The sequence below is a fragment of the Edaphobacter bradus genome, from assembly GCF_025685645.1.
Classification (GTDB): Bacteria; Acidobacteriota; Terriglobia; order Terriglobales; family Acidobacteriaceae; genus Edaphobacter; species Edaphobacter bradus.
The window spans coordinates 319,463-333,653 of record NZ_JAGSYF010000001.1 but is presented as its reverse complement, the minus strand read 5'-3'; the positions used below and the strand labels follow the sequence as shown (position 1 = coordinate 333,653).

17 protein-coding genes are annotated in these 14,191 nt (G+C 61.2%); 8 read left to right on the top strand and 9 right to left on the bottom strand.

Annotation, left to right across the window (positions count from 1 at the left end):
* Positions 1-74 precede the first annotated feature (74 nt).
* From phoU to OHL16_RS01415, 6 genes are all read left to right on the top strand, one after another.
* Positions 75-749: a phosphate signaling complex protein PhoU gene (gene phoU, locus OHL16_RS01440; RefSeq protein WP_263365292.1), complete on the top strand. Its 675-nt coding sequence runs from the start codon at positions 75-77 to the stop codon at positions 747-749.
* A 345-nt stretch (positions 750-1,094) separates the two neighbouring features.
* Positions 1,095-2,834: a nitrite/sulfite reductase gene (locus OHL16_RS01435; protein WP_263365291.1), complete on the top strand. Its 1,740-nt coding sequence runs from the start codon at positions 1,095-1,097 to the stop codon at positions 2,832-2,834.
* A 12-nt stretch (positions 2,835-2,846) separates the two neighbouring features.
* Positions 2,847-3,497: a precorrin-2 dehydrogenase/sirohydrochlorin ferrochelatase family protein gene (locus OHL16_RS01430; protein WP_263365290.1), complete on the top strand. Its 651-nt coding sequence runs from the start codon at positions 2,847-2,849 to the stop codon at positions 3,495-3,497.
* A complete protein-coding gene (gene cobA, locus OHL16_RS01425; protein ID WP_263365289.1) occupies positions 3,494-4,231 on the top strand; it encodes a uroporphyrinogen-III C-methyltransferase in 738 nt (245 codons plus the stop codon). Before OHL16_RS01430 ends, cobA begins: the two co-directional genes overlap by 4 nt.
* Before the next feature lie 16 nt (positions 4,232-4,247).
* The gene (locus OHL16_RS01420) at positions 4,248-4,739 is read left to right on the top strand and encodes a rhodanese-like domain-containing protein (protein ID WP_263365288.1); all 492 of its coding nucleotides are present in this window, start codon (positions 4,248-4,250) and stop codon (positions 4,737-4,739) included.
* A complete protein-coding gene (locus OHL16_RS01415; protein WP_263365287.1) occupies positions 4,739-5,266 on the top strand; it encodes a peroxiredoxin family protein in 528 nt (175 codons plus the stop codon). Before OHL16_RS01420 ends, OHL16_RS01415 begins: the two co-directional genes overlap by 1 nt.
* Before the next feature lie 9 nt (positions 5,267-5,275).
* Here OHL16_RS01415 and OHL16_RS01410 read toward each other — a convergent pair whose 3' ends face one another.
* Together OHL16_RS01410 and OHL16_RS01405 are read right to left on the bottom strand one after the other, a co-directional pair.
* Complete coding sequence (locus tag OHL16_RS01410; RefSeq protein WP_263365286.1) at positions 5,276-6,046, bottom strand: phenylalanine 4-monooxygenase; 771 nt, start codon at positions 6,044-6,046, stop codon at positions 5,276-5,278.
* A gap of 64 nt (positions 6,047-6,110) precedes the next feature.
* Positions 6,111-7,394 carry an MFS transporter gene (locus tag OHL16_RS01405; protein WP_263365285.1) on the bottom strand — a complete coding sequence of 428 codons (1,284 nt, stop codon included), beginning with the start codon at positions 7,392-7,394 and terminating at the stop codon, positions 6,111-6,113.
* A 221-nt stretch (positions 7,395-7,615) separates the two neighbouring features.
* Here OHL16_RS01405 and OHL16_RS01400 point away from each other — a divergent pair, with 221 nt between their 5' ends.
* Positions 7,616-8,197: a YceI family protein gene (locus OHL16_RS01400; RefSeq protein ID WP_263365284.1), complete on the top strand. Its 582-nt coding sequence runs from the start codon at positions 7,616-7,618 to the stop codon at positions 8,195-8,197.
* 77 nt (positions 8,198-8,274) lie between these two features.
* Here the strand turns inward: OHL16_RS01400 and OHL16_RS01395 are convergent, their stop codons facing one another.
* From OHL16_RS01395 to trmD, 6 genes are all read right to left on the bottom strand, one after another.
* Positions 8,275-9,057 carry a response regulator transcription factor gene (locus tag OHL16_RS01395; protein ID WP_263365283.1) on the bottom strand — a complete coding sequence of 261 codons (783 nt, stop codon included), beginning with the start codon at positions 9,055-9,057 and terminating at the stop codon, positions 8,275-8,277.
* A gap of 2 nt (positions 9,058-9,059) precedes the next feature.
* Complete coding sequence (locus tag OHL16_RS01390) at positions 9,060-9,386, bottom strand: PilZ domain-containing protein (RefSeq protein WP_263365282.1); 327 nt, start codon at positions 9,384-9,386, stop codon at positions 9,060-9,062.
* A gap of 423 nt (positions 9,387-9,809) precedes the next feature.
* Complete coding sequence (locus OHL16_RS01385; RefSeq protein ID WP_263365281.1) at positions 9,810-10,544, bottom strand: PIG-L deacetylase family protein; 735 nt, start codon at positions 10,542-10,544, stop codon at positions 9,810-9,812.
* Positions 10,529-11,281 (bottom strand): ribonuclease HII, encoded by a 753-nt coding sequence (locus OHL16_RS01380; RefSeq protein ID WP_263365280.1) that lies wholly within the window; start codon positions 11,279-11,281, stop codon positions 10,529-10,531. Before OHL16_RS01380 ends, OHL16_RS01385 begins: the two co-directional genes overlap by 16 nt.
* An 83-nt stretch (positions 11,282-11,364) precedes the next feature.
* Positions 11,365-11,721 carry a 50S ribosomal protein L19 gene (gene rplS, locus OHL16_RS01375; protein WP_396127124.1) on the bottom strand — a complete coding sequence of 119 codons (357 nt, stop codon included), beginning with the start codon at positions 11,719-11,721 and terminating at the stop codon, positions 11,365-11,367.
* A gap of 77 nt (positions 11,722-11,798) precedes the next feature.
* Entirely contained in the window at positions 11,799-12,614 is an 816-nt protein-coding gene (gene trmD / locus OHL16_RS01370) for a tRNA (guanosine(37)-N1)-methyltransferase TrmD (RefSeq protein WP_263365279.1), read from the bottom strand.
* Positions 12,615-12,696: 82 nt separating this feature from the next.
* Between trmD and OHL16_RS01365 the strand changes: the two genes are divergently transcribed.
* The gene (locus OHL16_RS01365) at positions 12,697-13,563 is read left to right on the top strand and encodes a hypothetical protein (RefSeq protein ID WP_263365278.1); all 867 of its coding nucleotides are present in this window, start codon (positions 12,697-12,699) and stop codon (positions 13,561-13,563) included.
* Positions 13,564-13,566: 3 nt separating this feature from the next.
* Here the strand turns inward: OHL16_RS01365 and rimM are convergent, their stop codons facing one another.
* Entirely contained in the window at positions 13,567-14,169 is a 603-nt protein-coding gene (rimM, locus tag OHL16_RS01360) for a ribosome maturation factor RimM (protein WP_263365277.1), read from the bottom strand.
* Between the last annotated feature and the right edge of the window lie 22 nt (positions 14,170-14,191).

Here is a 14,191-nt window from a genome sequence, read left to right as displayed (position 1 = left end):
AGCTACAAATTCACGCCATCGGTACGACAACTGCTGCACAATATAGAAACCCTGATCTAAGAGAGGGACTCCCCATGCCGCGCATTAACTTCCAACAGCAACTTGTCGCATTGAAAGACAAACTCCTCGCCATGGCTGCCTTGTCGCAGCAGGCCCTCTCGCTTGCGCTCGAAGCCTACCTCACCAACGACTTGAGCCTATGCGAGCACGTCAAGGAGATCGAGGCCGCCATCAACGCCGCCGAGCGCGAGGTCGATGAGATGGCCTACGACCTGCTCGCCAAAGAACAGCCCATGGCCATCGACCTGCGCTTCATCCTCTCCGTCATCAAGATCAACGGCGACCTCGAGCGTATCGGCGACCAGGCCTCCGGCATTGCGCATCGCGCCGGAGCACAGCGGGGACTGGAGCAGATCGAGCTTCCGATCGACATCCCCGACATGGGCGAGAAGGTCGGCATCATGATTCGCCGCGCCATTCAGTCTCTCCTCGAAGCTGACGCCAAGCTGGCCGAGTCGGTCCTCGCCATGGATGACGAGATCGACGACATGAACCGGATCGTCCAGGCCGAGTTGGTCGAAGTAATGCAGAAACATCCCGAGATCAGCGGCCAGGCGCTCAACGCCATCATCGTCTCGCGCAACCTCGAGCGCTCCGCCGACCACGCCACCAACATCGCCGAGGACGTCATCTTCTGGGTGCGAGGCTCCGACGTGCGCCATAAGTTCTCGCTCGCCCAGGCGGAATAAGCAGGGCAGAAAAGCGGTCCGAGACTAGTTATCTCTTTGCTTAAGAAGAGGATTAGAATTTCCTGCCGCACGGCGTTGAGTTCTTCCGCCGAAGAACACCCGGCCTTTTCCCTTGACGGCTTCCCTCCACACAAGTAACCTTCTAAGCATGGCGATTTCTCGCACGAACACCGCTATGTGTCGCATGTGTAGCTGTTGTTGCGACCTCGTGCGTTGTCGCCTTTGCTTCAGCATCTAAGACTGACTTCCCTCCACAGTCTTCCTAGATCACAGCAAAGTTACGCAGCGCCCACTTATCCAGTGGGCCTTTCTATTTTCCGGCTACTCCCAGCAAAGGAATCCATCATGTCTACTACCCCGGCGGCCCCAGCCATCAAAGAGACCAAGGCCCAGCGATCCGAGCGCCTCAAACTTGCAAAGAACCCCTGGGATGCCTGGGACGAGGTGCGTGAGTTCGCCCGTCAGGGCCGCGACTCCGTCCTGCCCGAGTGGACCGGACTCTACTTCAAGTGGTGGGGCGTCTACACCCAGGGTGACGGCAAGGGCGTCACCGGCGGGGCCAACGGCGAAGGCAAGGCCACCGACTTCTTCATGATGCGCATCGGCCTGCCCAATGGTCTGCTCACCAGTGCGCAGCTCCGCGTCATCGGCGAGATCGCGAAGAAGTACGCCCGCAACCTCGCCGACATCACCACGCGGCAGAACATCCAGCTCCACTGGCTCACGCTCTCCGGCCTCGTCGAGGTCGTTGACGCCCTCACCGCCGTCGGCCTCTCGCCCAAAGGAGCCTGCGGCGATGTCGTCCGCAACGTCACCGGCTGCCCGCTCGCAGGCCTCGATAATCACGAGATCGTCGATTCCAGCCCTTTAGCCGTTCAGATCGCACATCACCTAACCGCGAACCCAGAGTTCTACAACCTGCCGCGCAAGTTCAAGATCTCCGTCACCGGCTGCCCCATCTGGTGCACCTACCCCGAGATCAACGACCTCGCCCTGACGGCCATCAAGCGGTCTGTCATCGGAACCGATGGCAACGGAGCCGAAGAGATCGGCTACACCCTCCGCGTCGGCGGTGGCCTCTCCACCGAACCTCACATCGCCGAGCGCATCCCCGCCTTCATCCGCCAGGACCAGGCCCTCGCCGTCGTCGACGCGGCCGTCCGCATCTTCCGCGAGCAGACCGACCTCCGCGAAAACCGCACACGCGCGCGCATTAAGTACCTCTTCATGCGCCATGGCTGGACTGCCGAATCCTTCCTCGCAGCCCTCGAAGAAAAACTCGGCTACAAGCTCGACCCCAGCCCCGCAGCCGACCAGCCGCCCGCTGACATCTACCGCGACCACATCGGCATCACACCGCAGCGCCAACCCGGCCTATCGGCCGTCGGAGCCTCCGTGCTCAACGGCCGCCTCTCCGGTGACCAGCTCGTCGCTCTTGCCGACCTCGCAGACAAGTACGGCAACGGCCATCTCCGCGCCACCATCGGCCAGAATATTCTCATCGTCAACGTGCCCCACGTGCAGACCGCGGGCCTCGTCGTCGAGCTCAACACCCTCGGCCTCAACGTCGACGTCTCACCCTTCTGGCGCGGGGCCGTCGCCTGCACCGGCACCGAGTTCTGCAAGCTCGCCATCGCCGAAACCAAGGGTTTCAACACCTGGCTCGTCTCTGAGCTTGAGGAGCGCCTGCCCGGCTTCGACCAGCAGATTCGACTCCACGTCACCGGCTGCACCAACTCCTGCGGCCAGCACTGGATCGCCGACATCGGCCTTGAGGGCAAGAAGATCAAGAAAGACGGCCAGGTGGTCGACGCCTTCTTCTTCTGCGTCGGAGGCTCCGTCGGCAAGTACGCCCGTCCCGCACGCCCGCTCGGCTACCGCGCCGCCTCCGAGGACGTTCCCGCTGCCATCGAGCGCTTGCTCAATGTCTACCTCGCAGAACGCAACGAAGGCGAAGATCTGCGCTCCTACTTCGACCGCACCGACGACGACACTCTCCGCGCCCAACTCGCCGGCGAGATCATCGACCCAGTCGAGCGCGACGCTCCGCCAGTCGGAGCGGGCCGCTTCGCACCTGGAGAGTAGTAGCCTAATCGCATGTCCCTGTTCCCGATCTTCCTCAAACTCACCGGTCGGCCCTGCGTCGTCGTCGGCGCGGGGCACCTCGCCGAATCGAAGATCGAGTCGCTGCAGGCCGCCAGCGCACACATCAGCGTCATCGCGCCTGCGGCCAGCGAGCGCATTCGCAATCTCGCAGATGAGGGCGAGCTCACCTACCACGCCCGCCCCTACCAGCAAGGCGACCTCGCCGGAGCCTTCCTTGTCGTAGCCGCCACCAACGACCCCGCCGTCAACCGCGCCGTCTTCGCCGAAGCCGAATCCTCTGGCGTCCTCTGCAACGCCGTTGACGATCCTCCCTTCTGCGACTTCTACTTCCCCTCCGTCGTCCGCCGCGGCGATCTGCAGATTGCCATCTCAACCGCGGGCCACTCCCCCGCGCTCGCGCAGCAGCTTCGCAAGCAGCTCCACGAACAGCTCCCCCTCGACCTCGGCGACTGGCTCGCCGAACTCGGAAACCTCCGCCGCGAGGTCGTCGCCGCCGAGCCGCTCAACGAGGAACGCCGCCTCTTCCTGCACCAACTCGCCCAGCGCGAGGTCTGCGCCTACGACCAGTGCCCATCGCGCATCATGGCCCGCAACCACGCCCTCACCAATCCCAAGCCCGCACAAGGTGAGCCCAGCCGATGAACGGACGCGAGGCGCAACCCGGACACGTCTACCTCGCCGGAGCAGGCCCCGGCGACCCTGACCTTCTCACTCTGCGCGCCGTCCAGCTCCTTCAGACCGCCGACGTCATCCTCCCTGACGACCTCGTCACCGACGAGATCCTCGAGTTCGCCAGCCCCACTGCAAACATCATCCCCGTCGGGAAGCGCTGCGGCCAGCCGCGCATCACCCAGGCCGGGATTCACGCCCTCATGCTCGAACACGCGAGCGCGGGCAGCTCCGTATTGCGGCTCAAGTCCGGCGATCCGCTCGTCTTCGGCCGCGCCGGCGAGGAGATCGCCTTCCTCCGCGAGAACAACCTCCCCTTCGAGATCGTCCCCGGCATCACCACCGCCTTCGCCGTCGCCGCGTCGCTGCGCACGCCGCTCACCGACCGCGCCAGCTCCTCAAAGCTCATCCTCGCCACCGCACACCACGCCGCCGGCAAGGTCGAGCTGACTCCGAGCTGGCACGGCACGGTGCCTGCGGGAGCGACCCTTGTCATTTACATGCCCGGCCGCGATTTCGAAACTCTCGCCGCAGACCTCATCGCCTCAGGTGTTCCTCCCGAGACACCCTGTGCCGCCGTCTCCAAGGCCTCCACCGCCGAGGAACACATCCACACCGCCACCCTCGCCACACTCACCAGCGACCCCATCGGCCCGGCTCCCGTCATCCTGCTCATCGGCCCAGCTCTTCAGACAACCTCCAGGTAACGGATAAACTGAAGCAATGAAGCTTGTTCGCATGCAGCCGCACCGGCATCCTCTCCTCTTCGTCGCCGCCATCCTGATCGCCCTTCAGGCCCACCTCGGCCTCGCGCAAAACCAGCACATCTCGGCGTCGTCCATCCCCACGGCCGATCTCATCCAGCCCGCGGACCTCGCGGCAAGCCTGCAATCCGCCTCGCCGAAGCCGCTCATCCTCCAGGTCGGCTCGCACGTCCTCTTCGCCGAGGCCCACATCCCCGGCTCCGAATACGCCGGCCCCACCGGCCTGGACGCAGGCCTCCAGACCCTCAAAGACCGCGTCGCCAGCCTTCCCAAAAACACCGCCATCGTCCTCTACTGCGGCTGCTGCCCCTGGGAGCGCTGCCCCAACATCGCCCCCGCGTATAACCTGCTTCACTCCCAGGGCTTCACCCATCTCAAGGTCCTCTACATCGCCGACAACTTCGGCGCCAACTGGGTTAGCAAGGGCTACCCCGTCGCCAAGGGCCGCTGATGAAGATCCACCTCGCCAGTAAAGCTCTCCTCGCGGCAGCACTCCTCGCCGCTCCGTTCTCTGTGTCGGCGCAGCAGGCGCAGAAGCCCGCCACGCAGCCAGCGCTTCACAACGCCCCGGACTTCACCCGCACCAGCCTCGACGGCAAGACTATCCGCCTGAGCAGCTACCGCGGAAAGCTCGTTTTGCTCAACTTCTGGGCCACATGGTGCGGTCCCTGCATCGCGGAGATCCCACGCTTCTCCGGCTGGCAGACGAAGTACGGCCCGCAAGGCCTCGAGGTCATCGGCGTCTCGATGGACGACGACGCATCCCCAGTAAAAAAGTTCGTCGGCAAGCAACAACTCACCTATCCAGTCGTCATGGGAGACGAGCACCTCGGCGAGCTCTACGGCGGCGTCCTTGGCCTTCCCATCAGCTATCTCATCAGCCCTGAAGGCAAGATCCTCGCCCGCTACCAGGGCGAGACCGATCTGAACAAGATGGAGACGACTCTCACCAGTCTTCTGCCAAAAAAGAAGCTGTAACCGGCAGTCCTAGCCCAGCCGCTTCTCCGCCATCTTCGTCGCCTCGTAGACCTGCTCGAACGACTCGACAGCATAGAGCACAGGCTGCATCGCGCCGGTATCGAACTTCTGGTTCATCACTTCATCGAGATCGAAGTCCCTAATCTCGCACCCACCCGCGAGCACGCGAGTGCACTCGCCATGGGAGCTGATCAGCCCGCTGCCATACACCTTTAACTCGCCCTTCTGCCGGATCACCCCAAACTCCACCGTGAACCAGAACACCCGCCCCATCCGCTCCAGCGCCACAGGATCAGCCATCAACCCCGCGCAAACCTTGCCGTAGTGCTGCAGAAAGTCCCCGAAAACCGGATGCGCATGCATCGGCACGTGGCCGAAGACGTCGTGAAAGATGTCCGGCTCCGGCGTGTACTCCAGCGACTCCCTGCTCCGTAGCCAGGTCGTCGTCGGAAACATCCGCGCCGCAAGCATCTCGAAGAACGCATCCGGTGGCAGAAAACCGCTCACAGGCGTCGACTGCCACCCCGTCCTCGGGGCCAGCCGCGCGCTCACCGCCTTCAGATCGGGCAACTGATCTTCCTTGAGCCCAATCACGTCAAATCCATCCAGGTACTCCTGGCAGGCATGCTCCCTGAGCTGCGGCATCCGTCGGCTCACCAGCTCTGCCCACACCGCATGCTGCTCCGGCGTGTAGGCGTTCCAATCCTGCTCAATCAAAAACGGCGCTGCGACCGTAAGTCGTCTCTGTGCCGCAGTCAGACTCGATTCCACAATCCCCATACACCCTCGGCCAAACTACAAGCCAGCAGAAGAATACATCTTGTCCCTGTCCGCCGTCTTCTGCTCAGGCAACATGCTCCTTTTCAGCCTCATGCTGCCACGCCTCGCCGCGCGCCTCTCGCCCCAGAGCCGCCACCAGGGCCACCATGCACGCTGCCACCACCACCGTCGCCGACATCACCGCGTTCAGTGTCCCGCCCGAGAACCGGCTCGCAAGCTGCGCCTGAAAGACCCCGTTCCGCGACGAGCACAGATTCCCCAGCTGATACGCAAACCCCGGAAACACTGCCCGCACCGGCCCTGGCGACAGCTCACTCAGGTGAGCCGGAACCACGCCCCACGCTCCCTGAACCGCAAACTGCATCAGAAACCCTCCCACTGCCAGCAGTGGCGCCGAGTGCGACCACGCCCAAAGCGGGATCACCGGCATAGCTGCCAGCGCTGCGAACACAATCGCCCTCCGCCGGCCAAATCTCTCCGACGCCGCCCCACAGCAGACCCCTCCGGCAATCGCCCCAATGTTGCTGATCACTACGATCAGCCCAACCCGGCCCGGCGCCAGACCATGGTCCTTCTCGAGCAGCGTCGGATAAAGGTCCTGCGTTCCATGACTGAACGAGTTGAACGCCGTCATCAGAAGGACGAGAAACAGAAACGTCGGCAGATACGTCAGCAGAGTTCGCAGCGGAACTCCCCCTCTGCGCGTCGCACTCTCTTCGCGCCTCTTCTCAGCCTCCTTCCAGACCGGCGACTCCTCAACCTTGAATTGCATGTAAAACGCCAGCAGAGCCGGCAGCGCGCCGATCATGAACATCACCCGCCAGTTCGTCAGCATTCCCTGCCCATGCAGGTGCGGAAAGACCGCGCCGTAGAGCGCCGCCGCCAGCAGGTTGCCGAAAACATACCCCTGCTGCAGCAGACCCGAGAAGAACCCGCGCCCCGAGGCCGGCAACGACTCCAGCGCCAGCGCCGCTCCCACGCCCCATTCTCCTCCCATCGCAATCCCGAACAGCGCGCGGCACACCATGAAGCTCGTCAGCGTCGGCGCAAAGGCCGACGACAGTTCAAAGACTGAAAAGCACACGATGTTCAGCATCAGCGTCGGCCGCCTGCCGAACCGCTCCGCCATCATGCCGAAGATCAACGCCCCAAGCGGCCGCATCACCAGGGTCCAGAAGATCGCCTCGGCGATCTGTTTAATGCCGGTGTGAAAGTCCGCCGCGATCGCCTTCAGGCACACCGTCAGCAGGAAGAAATCGAACGCATCCAGCGTCCATCCAAGAAAGCATGCAGTGAAGGTACTTTTCTGGGCCGCGTTCAGCGATCGCAGTTCGCGCAGCAGTGCCATATCGCCAGATGCTAGCATCTGCCCACACTACACATAGGTTTTAAACTCGTTTTAACAAAGACATTTACCTTCTGACAAACCAGCCTTCCGTAAATTACTGTGATGATTCGAGTTAGATCGGAGCAGATTGTTTGCATCGGCTCCAGAAACAGGAGCATCCAATCCTACTGCAAACTCCCATTGCAATCTCACATCGAAATAGAAAGCACGAGGAATATCAAATGAGAAAGCTTTTGTTGGCTGTAACTGCGGCTGCCCTCTCCGTGGCCAGCGCAGGGGCCTTTGCACAGACCTCCACCTGGACCATCGATCCCGCACATTCCAGCGTCAACTTCACGACGCGTCACATGGGAGTCTCCAACGTCCACGGCTCGCTCGCCGGAGTCAAGGGAACGATCAGCCTTAACGACAAGGACATCACCAAGTCCTCCGTCACGGCTACGGTCGATACCACCACTGTCTCCACCGGCGTCGACGCCCGCGACAAGCACCTCAAGTCGCCCGACTTCTTTGAGGTCGACAAGTTCCCCACCCTCTCCTTCAAGTCCACTTCACTCACCAACAACGGTGGCAAGCTGCAGCTCAACGGTGAACTCACCCTTCACGGTGTCACGAAGCCGGTCACGCTCGATGTCGACGGCCCGGCGCCTGCGCAGACAGACGACAAGGGTCAGACACGCAGCGGCTTCTCCGCCGAGGGAATCGTCAAGCGCTCTGACTTCAACTTCGGCTCCAAGTTCGGCTCCGCTATCGTCGGCGACGACGTCAAGTTCTCCATCGACGTCGAAATCGACAAGCAGTAACAAACAACGCAAAAAAGATAAGAGCCGGAGAAGATTCTCCGGCTCTTATCATTTCGGACCTCGTTACAAGTCCACAGCTACATCTTCGCCCGCAATGGCTGCGTGGGTTCTGTATTCGGAACCATCGCCGCCTCTGTCTCCTGCCCATACTTCTTCAGCAACTCATGGTGCAGACAATAGAGCGCCAGCTCCAGGCGGTCCGAGACTCCCAGCTTGTCGTAGACCTTGCGCAGATAATTCTTGATCACCTGCTCCGTCGTGCCGATCTGGTAGGCGATCTCCTTGTTGCGCATGCCTCGAGTAATGCAGCTGATGATCGCCAGCTCCTTCTTCGAGAGCTTCGGCTGCACGCGAGGATCGGTCAGCGTCGTAGCCTGCGCCCGGTAGGCCTCAATCACCCAGTTGATCGACTTGTTGTCGATCCACGTCTCGCCCTCGGCGATCTTGCGAACGCACTTCACCAGCAGGTCCGGAGAGATCGAACGCGGAACTACGCCGCGCACGCCGCGCCGGTACATCTCCACCGTGTTCGCCTCGTCGGTCTCCGTCACCTGCACGATCAGCTTGGCGTCCGGGGCCTGCCGCACCAGCGACGGAATCGCGTCGATCGTACCGGCGATCAGCTGGCCCTCCAGCACGACAACGTCGGTCGGATAGCGCTCCAGGGCCGCGTAGAGATTGCTCAACGTCTCCACCTGCGCCACCACGCGGATGTCGTCTTCCAGCGCAAAGACCTTCTTCATTCCAACGCGGTAGATCGCCTGCGAATCCGCCAGAATCACGCGGATATTCGGCGTCGTGGAACTCTCTTCCTGCGCTTCTTCATTGCCACGAGAGTGATCGAAATGCACAACAGTCATATTCAGGCCTTTAGAAAATATTCGTCGATTACAGCAGCCGCCTTCTTCTCTCCGCCTTCCAGATAGTGCCGGACCACGCGGCCAATACAGTGGATCGTCACATCCGTCGCCGACCCCATCACTGAAGATGGCATCTCGATTGTGAACTCGATCCTGCTGTCTACAGCCGGCAGGCTATCACTTACGAACAGCAGGCCATTGGCAGAGATATTTTCCGTAACAGCCTCCAGAACGCCTTGCTCGGTCTGCAGATGAAGATTCAGTCTCATCGGAAAACGCACAGCAGTGCGAACCGGATTGTCTCCGTTCGACTTCACCACCTGGCCCACAAATCCTCCTCATGCCACCAGCCTTGGCAACCTTCAAGTTAGGCTGCTGTTACTTCACAGGAGTCTACCGCAATAAGGTAACCACTTTCCGTATATATTTTGATACTACCGGCATTGACACGACTGTTAGATTACCTTCGAGAGTTCTCCACAGAAATCCTGTCAAGCCCCCAAATGCCGTAAACTATTCAAAACAGACCAAATATAGCTGGCAGAGTAGTTTCTATCCTTTGGTAAAATGGATTCAGGCGTAACGAAAGCTCCGGACCTCCGGGGCTTTCTCTTTTCTTGGAAGATAACCCTTTTGTTTTCAATTTTTTATCTGTAAGTCATTTGAATAGAATATTTTACGAGAGAAAATCTAGCTAAATATATAAATATAAATGACTTACCGGAAATTGGAGGGGGGGGTACCCGCCTGAGTCAATCCCCGGAGAGTCCATCGAATAGGCTGTCTCTTAACACAGCTGGTTGTGGTTCCACCGCGGCCGCCAGAGCATAAAACTCCTTCGCGCCGAGCTTCTCGAAAAAGGCCCGTGTCTGATCCATCAACGGAGCTTGCGAGACATGCTGGCGGAAGGCGTCGAACTTTCTCTCGAGCACGCCGCTGATGTCCAGCTCGACCGACCACGGCATCGGCTTCGGAGCGTGTCTGCCGGGCAGAAACACACTTGTCGTCGCGTAGAACAGCCGGCTGGGCTGGTGCACGGCGCCAAGCTCAGGAAAGCGCTTCGCCTGACCGCACCAGTGGAACGCGGCCGTTGTCAGCGCAGAAACCACCATGTGGTCAGCGTGAGCATTCGCGCCGCCATCGCCCCCGAAGGTGATCACCACCTGCGGGCGAAAGCGGCGCATTCGCTCGACCAGTCGACTGGCCGCGCGAGAAAACTCGACGAACTCGAGCCTGCCATCGTCGTAATCGAGCAGTTCATGATGCGTCACGCCCAGCACCTTGCACGAGGCGGCAAACTCCTCGCGGCGCATTCTTCCCAGCTCCTCGGCTGACGCCGCGCCGCCGCGATTTCTCGCTGCCTGGCCGTCGGTCATACACACCACAGACGTCTCAACGCCGCTGTCGGCCGCCAGCGCCAGCGCGCCGCCGAACGCGTAGCACTCATCATCCGGATGCGCGATGACACACATTAGTCGCTGGCCCACTCGGCTTCCTCCTCGAGTCCTCGGCCGAATAACTCGCCGGAGACTGTCTCCTCGATCGCCGCAGCGGGATCGGCCGCACGCACTGGAGCAAACGACCGCCGGTGCAGCGTCGAAGGCCCCTGCGCAGCCAGCGCGCGTCGGTGAGCGGGCGTGGCATAGCCCTTGTGGCTGGCCAGCCCATAGCCAGGATGCACCTCATCGAGCTCTCGCATCAGAGCGTCGCGATGCACCTTGGCAACCACGGAGGCCGCCGCGATCGAGAGGCTCAGCGAGTCGCCGTAGATCAGCTTCGTCTGCGCGCAGGGATGATCGAGCCGCATCGCATCGATGAGGAGATGATCGGGCGCAATCGCAAGGCTCTGAACCGCCTCGAGCATGGCCAGTCGCGTCGCCTGGTAGATGTTGACGCGATCAATCGTCTCCGCATCGACCTCGGCCACGCTCACCGCGAGCGCCATGCGCCGAATCTTGCGATCCAACTTCTCGCGCTGCTTGCGGTCGAGTTGTTTGGAGTCCCTCAGGCCCGCACGAGCCAGGCTGTTCATCCGCTCCGGCAGAATCACCGCTGCAGCGACGACAGGCCCGAACAGCGCACCGCGCCCGACCTCGTCAACGCCGGCGATAACGCGGAAGCCGTTGTAGCGCAGCGCCTGCTCGGGAGCATCGCTGCAGACAAGCTGCTTCAGCATGCGCTGTTTGGCCGTAGCGGCAGTAACGGTTCCTGGAACGCGGGGCATACTCTCTCAAACAAGAGTGTATCGCCTCGCGGGCAGAGAAAAAGCCACAGCCGAAGCTGTGGCCTCTGTGGAAAGAAGTGTGGTTAGCTTGTGCGCTCGACCTCGCGCAGACGGGCGGCCTTGCCGCGCAGACCACGCAGGTAGAACAGCTTCGCACGACGAACCTCGTAGGAGCGAACCTTCTCGACCTTGTCGACGACCTTGGAGTTGTAAGGGAAGATGCGCTCGACGCCCTGGCCGAAGCTCATCTTGCGGACCGTGAAGGTGCCCTGCGCGCCCTTGCGCGTCGCAATAACCATACCTTCGAAGGCCTGCAAACGCTCCTTCTCGCCCTCGCGGATCTTGACCTGCACGCGGACAGTGTCGCCGGGACCGAACTCGGGAATATCAGTCCGCTGCAACTTGGCGGACAACTTCTGCATGATGGGATGAATAGACATGACTGCTTTCCTGATGATGAACTCAATTACTGATTGTACACGAAATAAGGCACTTTTGCGGCAGCAAGGCCTAAGTGCTACTCGTCGGCTACGCTCAACTCGGCGAGCACCTCGCGGTCCTCGTCGCTAAGCGCAGCCCGCTGGAGCAGATCGGGACGGTTCCGTAGCGTCTTTTCAAGGGCCATCCTGCGCCGCCACCGGCGGATCTCCTCATGGTTGCCTCCGCGAAGCGCCTCCGGGATCGGAAGCCCCAGAAACTCCGCTGGCCGCGTGTAGTGCGGGTAGTCGAGAATTCCTCCGGCCCCGTGCGTCGTTCGCGGCGGGGCATCCTCCGGCTCATGCGGCTCGGCCGTATCGTGTGAGCCAAAGCTCTCAAACCGCGAGGAGTCAGGATGCCCAAGCGCCCCCGGCAACAGGCGCACAACGGCATCCACTATGACTGCTGCAGCCAGTTCTCCGCCAGAGAGGACATAATCGCCGATTGAGATCTCGCGGTCGCAGAGCAACTCATTCACACGCTCGTCAACGCCTTCGTAGCGTCCGCAGATCAGCACAACCCGCTCGATCGTCGATAACTCCTGGGCAAGCTGCTGCGTGAAGGGCTTGCCCTGCGCCGACAGGAGAATCACTGTCTCGCGCGCGGGCACCCGTTCCGCCTTCGGAGTGACGTTCAACGCAGCGACCGCGTCATAGATCGGCTGCGCCTTGAGCACCATGCCCTCGCCACCGCCAAACGGGCGGTCATCGACGGTCCGGTGCCGGTCCGAAGTGAAGCTGCGGAGGTCGTGAGTCGCAATCTCAACCAACCCCGCGGCGCGAGCGCGGCTCAGGACACCATACTCGAAAGTGCTATGGAAGAAATCCGGAAAAATCGTAATGATATCGAAACGCATCGTTTTTATCTGATTCACGGGCCTCAGGTTAGCTCGACAAACTGAGGCCCGGCGGTTTGCCGGACGAGCGAAGGAACCCATCATGCTGTCGAAAAAACTCGTTCTTGCACAGGTAATGTTACTCCCCGCGCTCTGCTTGCCCAATTGGGCCCGGGCCCAGCAGAACCTCGCCCTGGCCGCGAACGAGGCAAATACGACAAGCGTTGCTTCCTCTTCCAGCCTCGATGGTGCCGAAGGAGCGATGCGCGAAGGATCGTACATCCGGTCTGCGATCGCGCCGACGAAGAAGACTTTCAAGATCAGGCCCTTTAGGACTTACGCCCTCGGGGTTCGATCGGACACGCGTGGCCCGGGAATCGACATCGCGACTCCCCTCTTGCGCGTGTTCAATCTGCGCGCCGGCGCCAATTTCCTCAACGTCGGCTTCGGATTCAGCATTGATCACGTCAACTATGATTCGCGGCTCCATCTTCGCTCCGGGCAACTGAACCTCGACTGGTTTCCAACCGGGAGATCGTTCCATATAAGCCCGGGTGTTCTCTATGGCGGGAACAGCCTTTCGGCCATCTCAAGCGTTCCGGCCGGGCACTATTTTGAGCTTGGGTCGCAGGGTTTCATCAACAGCGTAGACGATCCGATGAACGGAACGGCGCGGTCAGACTTCCCGAAGAAGTATGCACCGATGCTGACGATTGGCTTCGGCAACCTCATTCCCCGGAGCGGCCGGCACTTCTCCGTTCCGATCGAGATCGGAGCCGCCTACACCGGCGCCGCGCAGATCAACGTCATCCTCGACGGGACCGCGTGCACGAGCCAGGGTTGCTTTGCGTTCTCTCAGAATCCTGAAGCACAGGCGAGCCTGAAGCAGGAGATCCAGAAGTTGAACAACAAGCTGAAGGTATTCCCGGTCTATCCCATCCTCTCGACAGGCATCTCGTACCGGTTCTAGGAACTACGACTCCTCCGCTGGACGATTGACCTCTAGCAGGCCGGCGGGAAGCATCATCTCAATGCGCTTCGCCTTCGTATCGACATTCCTGAGAAACGCCTTTGCGAAGGGAATCAGAACCTCGTCGCCTTTCTCGGCCCTCACCACGAGCAAGGGCGCCGCTTCATCAAGGCGTCGGCTGCCATCCGGAGTGGCTGGGAACTGCACCTCCTCGATGAGCCCTACAGGCGAAGAGCCGTTGTAGACAACGCACCCAACAAGATCGCTGATATAGACCGATTCCTCGTCCAGGGGAAGCCGCTCTTCCAATGGCACGATGACATCGAGTCCCGCCACGGACTCAGCGTCCGTGATGGAATCGATCCCTGCGAAGTGCAGCACAACCCGTCCCTGGTTCCTGCCCACCGGAAGCCATGACGATATCACCTCAACCTCCCGCGCCTCGCTTCGGGAGCCTTTGAACCCCTGCGGCGCGAGAAAGACACTGGCCCTCTGGCTGAAGCGCTCGGGAAAGTCTGTTAGCAGATCGGCCAGGAGCTCCCCTTTGCGGCCCTGCGGCCGTAGAAGGTGCGCCAGAACGATCCATGAAGGGAGGTCATTCAGCATGGAAATTCAGCTAGGTCCCGGC

What these genes read in the sequence shown, in the direction of transcription:
- cobA (WP_263365289.1), top strand. Translation starts at nt 3,494, where the DNA reads ATGAACGGACGCGAGGCGCAACCCGGACACGTCTACCTCGCCGGAGCA.
- OHL16_RS01365 (WP_263365278.1), top strand. Translation starts at nt 12,697, where the DNA reads ATGCTGTCGAAAAAACTCGTTCTTGCACAGGTAATGTTACTCCCCGCG.
- OHL16_RS01420 (WP_263365288.1), top strand. Translation starts at nt 4,248, where the DNA reads ATGAAGCTTGTTCGCATGCAGCCGCACCGGCATCCTCTCCTCTTCGTC.
- OHL16_RS01410 (WP_263365286.1), bottom strand. Translation starts at nt 6,046, where the DNA reads ATGGGGATTGTGGAATCGAGTCTGACTGCGGCACAGAGACGACTTACG.
- phoU (WP_263365292.1), top strand. Translation starts at nt 75, where the DNA reads ATGCCGCGCATTAACTTCCAACAGCAACTTGTCGCATTGAAAGACAAA.
- OHL16_RS01435 (WP_263365291.1), top strand. Translation starts at nt 1,095, where the DNA reads ATGTCTACTACCCCGGCGGCCCCAGCCATCAAAGAGACCAAGGCCCAG.
- OHL16_RS01380 (WP_263365280.1), bottom strand. Translation starts at nt 11,281, where the DNA reads ATGCCCCGCGTTCCAGGAACCGTTACTGCCGCTACGGCCAAACAGCGC.
- rimM (WP_263365277.1), bottom strand. Translation starts at nt 14,169, where the DNA reads ATGCTGAATGACCTCCCTTCATGGATCGTTCTGGCGCACCTTCTACGG.
- OHL16_RS01415 (WP_263365287.1), top strand. Translation starts at nt 4,739, where the DNA reads ATGAAGATCCACCTCGCCAGTAAAGCTCTCCTCGCGGCAGCACTCCTC.
- OHL16_RS01395 (WP_263365283.1), bottom strand. Translation starts at nt 9,057, where the DNA reads ATGACTGTTGTGCATTTCGATCACTCTCGTGGCAATGAAGAAGCGCAG.
- trmD (WP_263365279.1), bottom strand. Translation starts at nt 12,614, where the DNA reads ATGCGTTTCGATATCATTACGATTTTTCCGGATTTCTTCCATAGCACT.
- rplS (WP_396127124.1), bottom strand. Translation starts at nt 11,721, where the DNA reads ATGTCTATTCATCCCATCATGCAGAAGTTGTCCGCCAAGTTGCAGCGG.
- OHL16_RS01430 (WP_263365290.1), top strand. Translation starts at nt 2,847, where the DNA reads ATGTCCCTGTTCCCGATCTTCCTCAAACTCACCGGTCGGCCCTGCGTC.
- OHL16_RS01405 (WP_263365285.1), bottom strand. Translation starts at nt 7,394, where the DNA reads ATGGCACTGCTGCGCGAACTGCGATCGCTGAACGCGGCCCAGAAAAGT.
- OHL16_RS01400 (WP_263365284.1), top strand. Translation starts at nt 7,616, where the DNA reads ATGAGAAAGCTTTTGTTGGCTGTAACTGCGGCTGCCCTCTCCGTGGCC.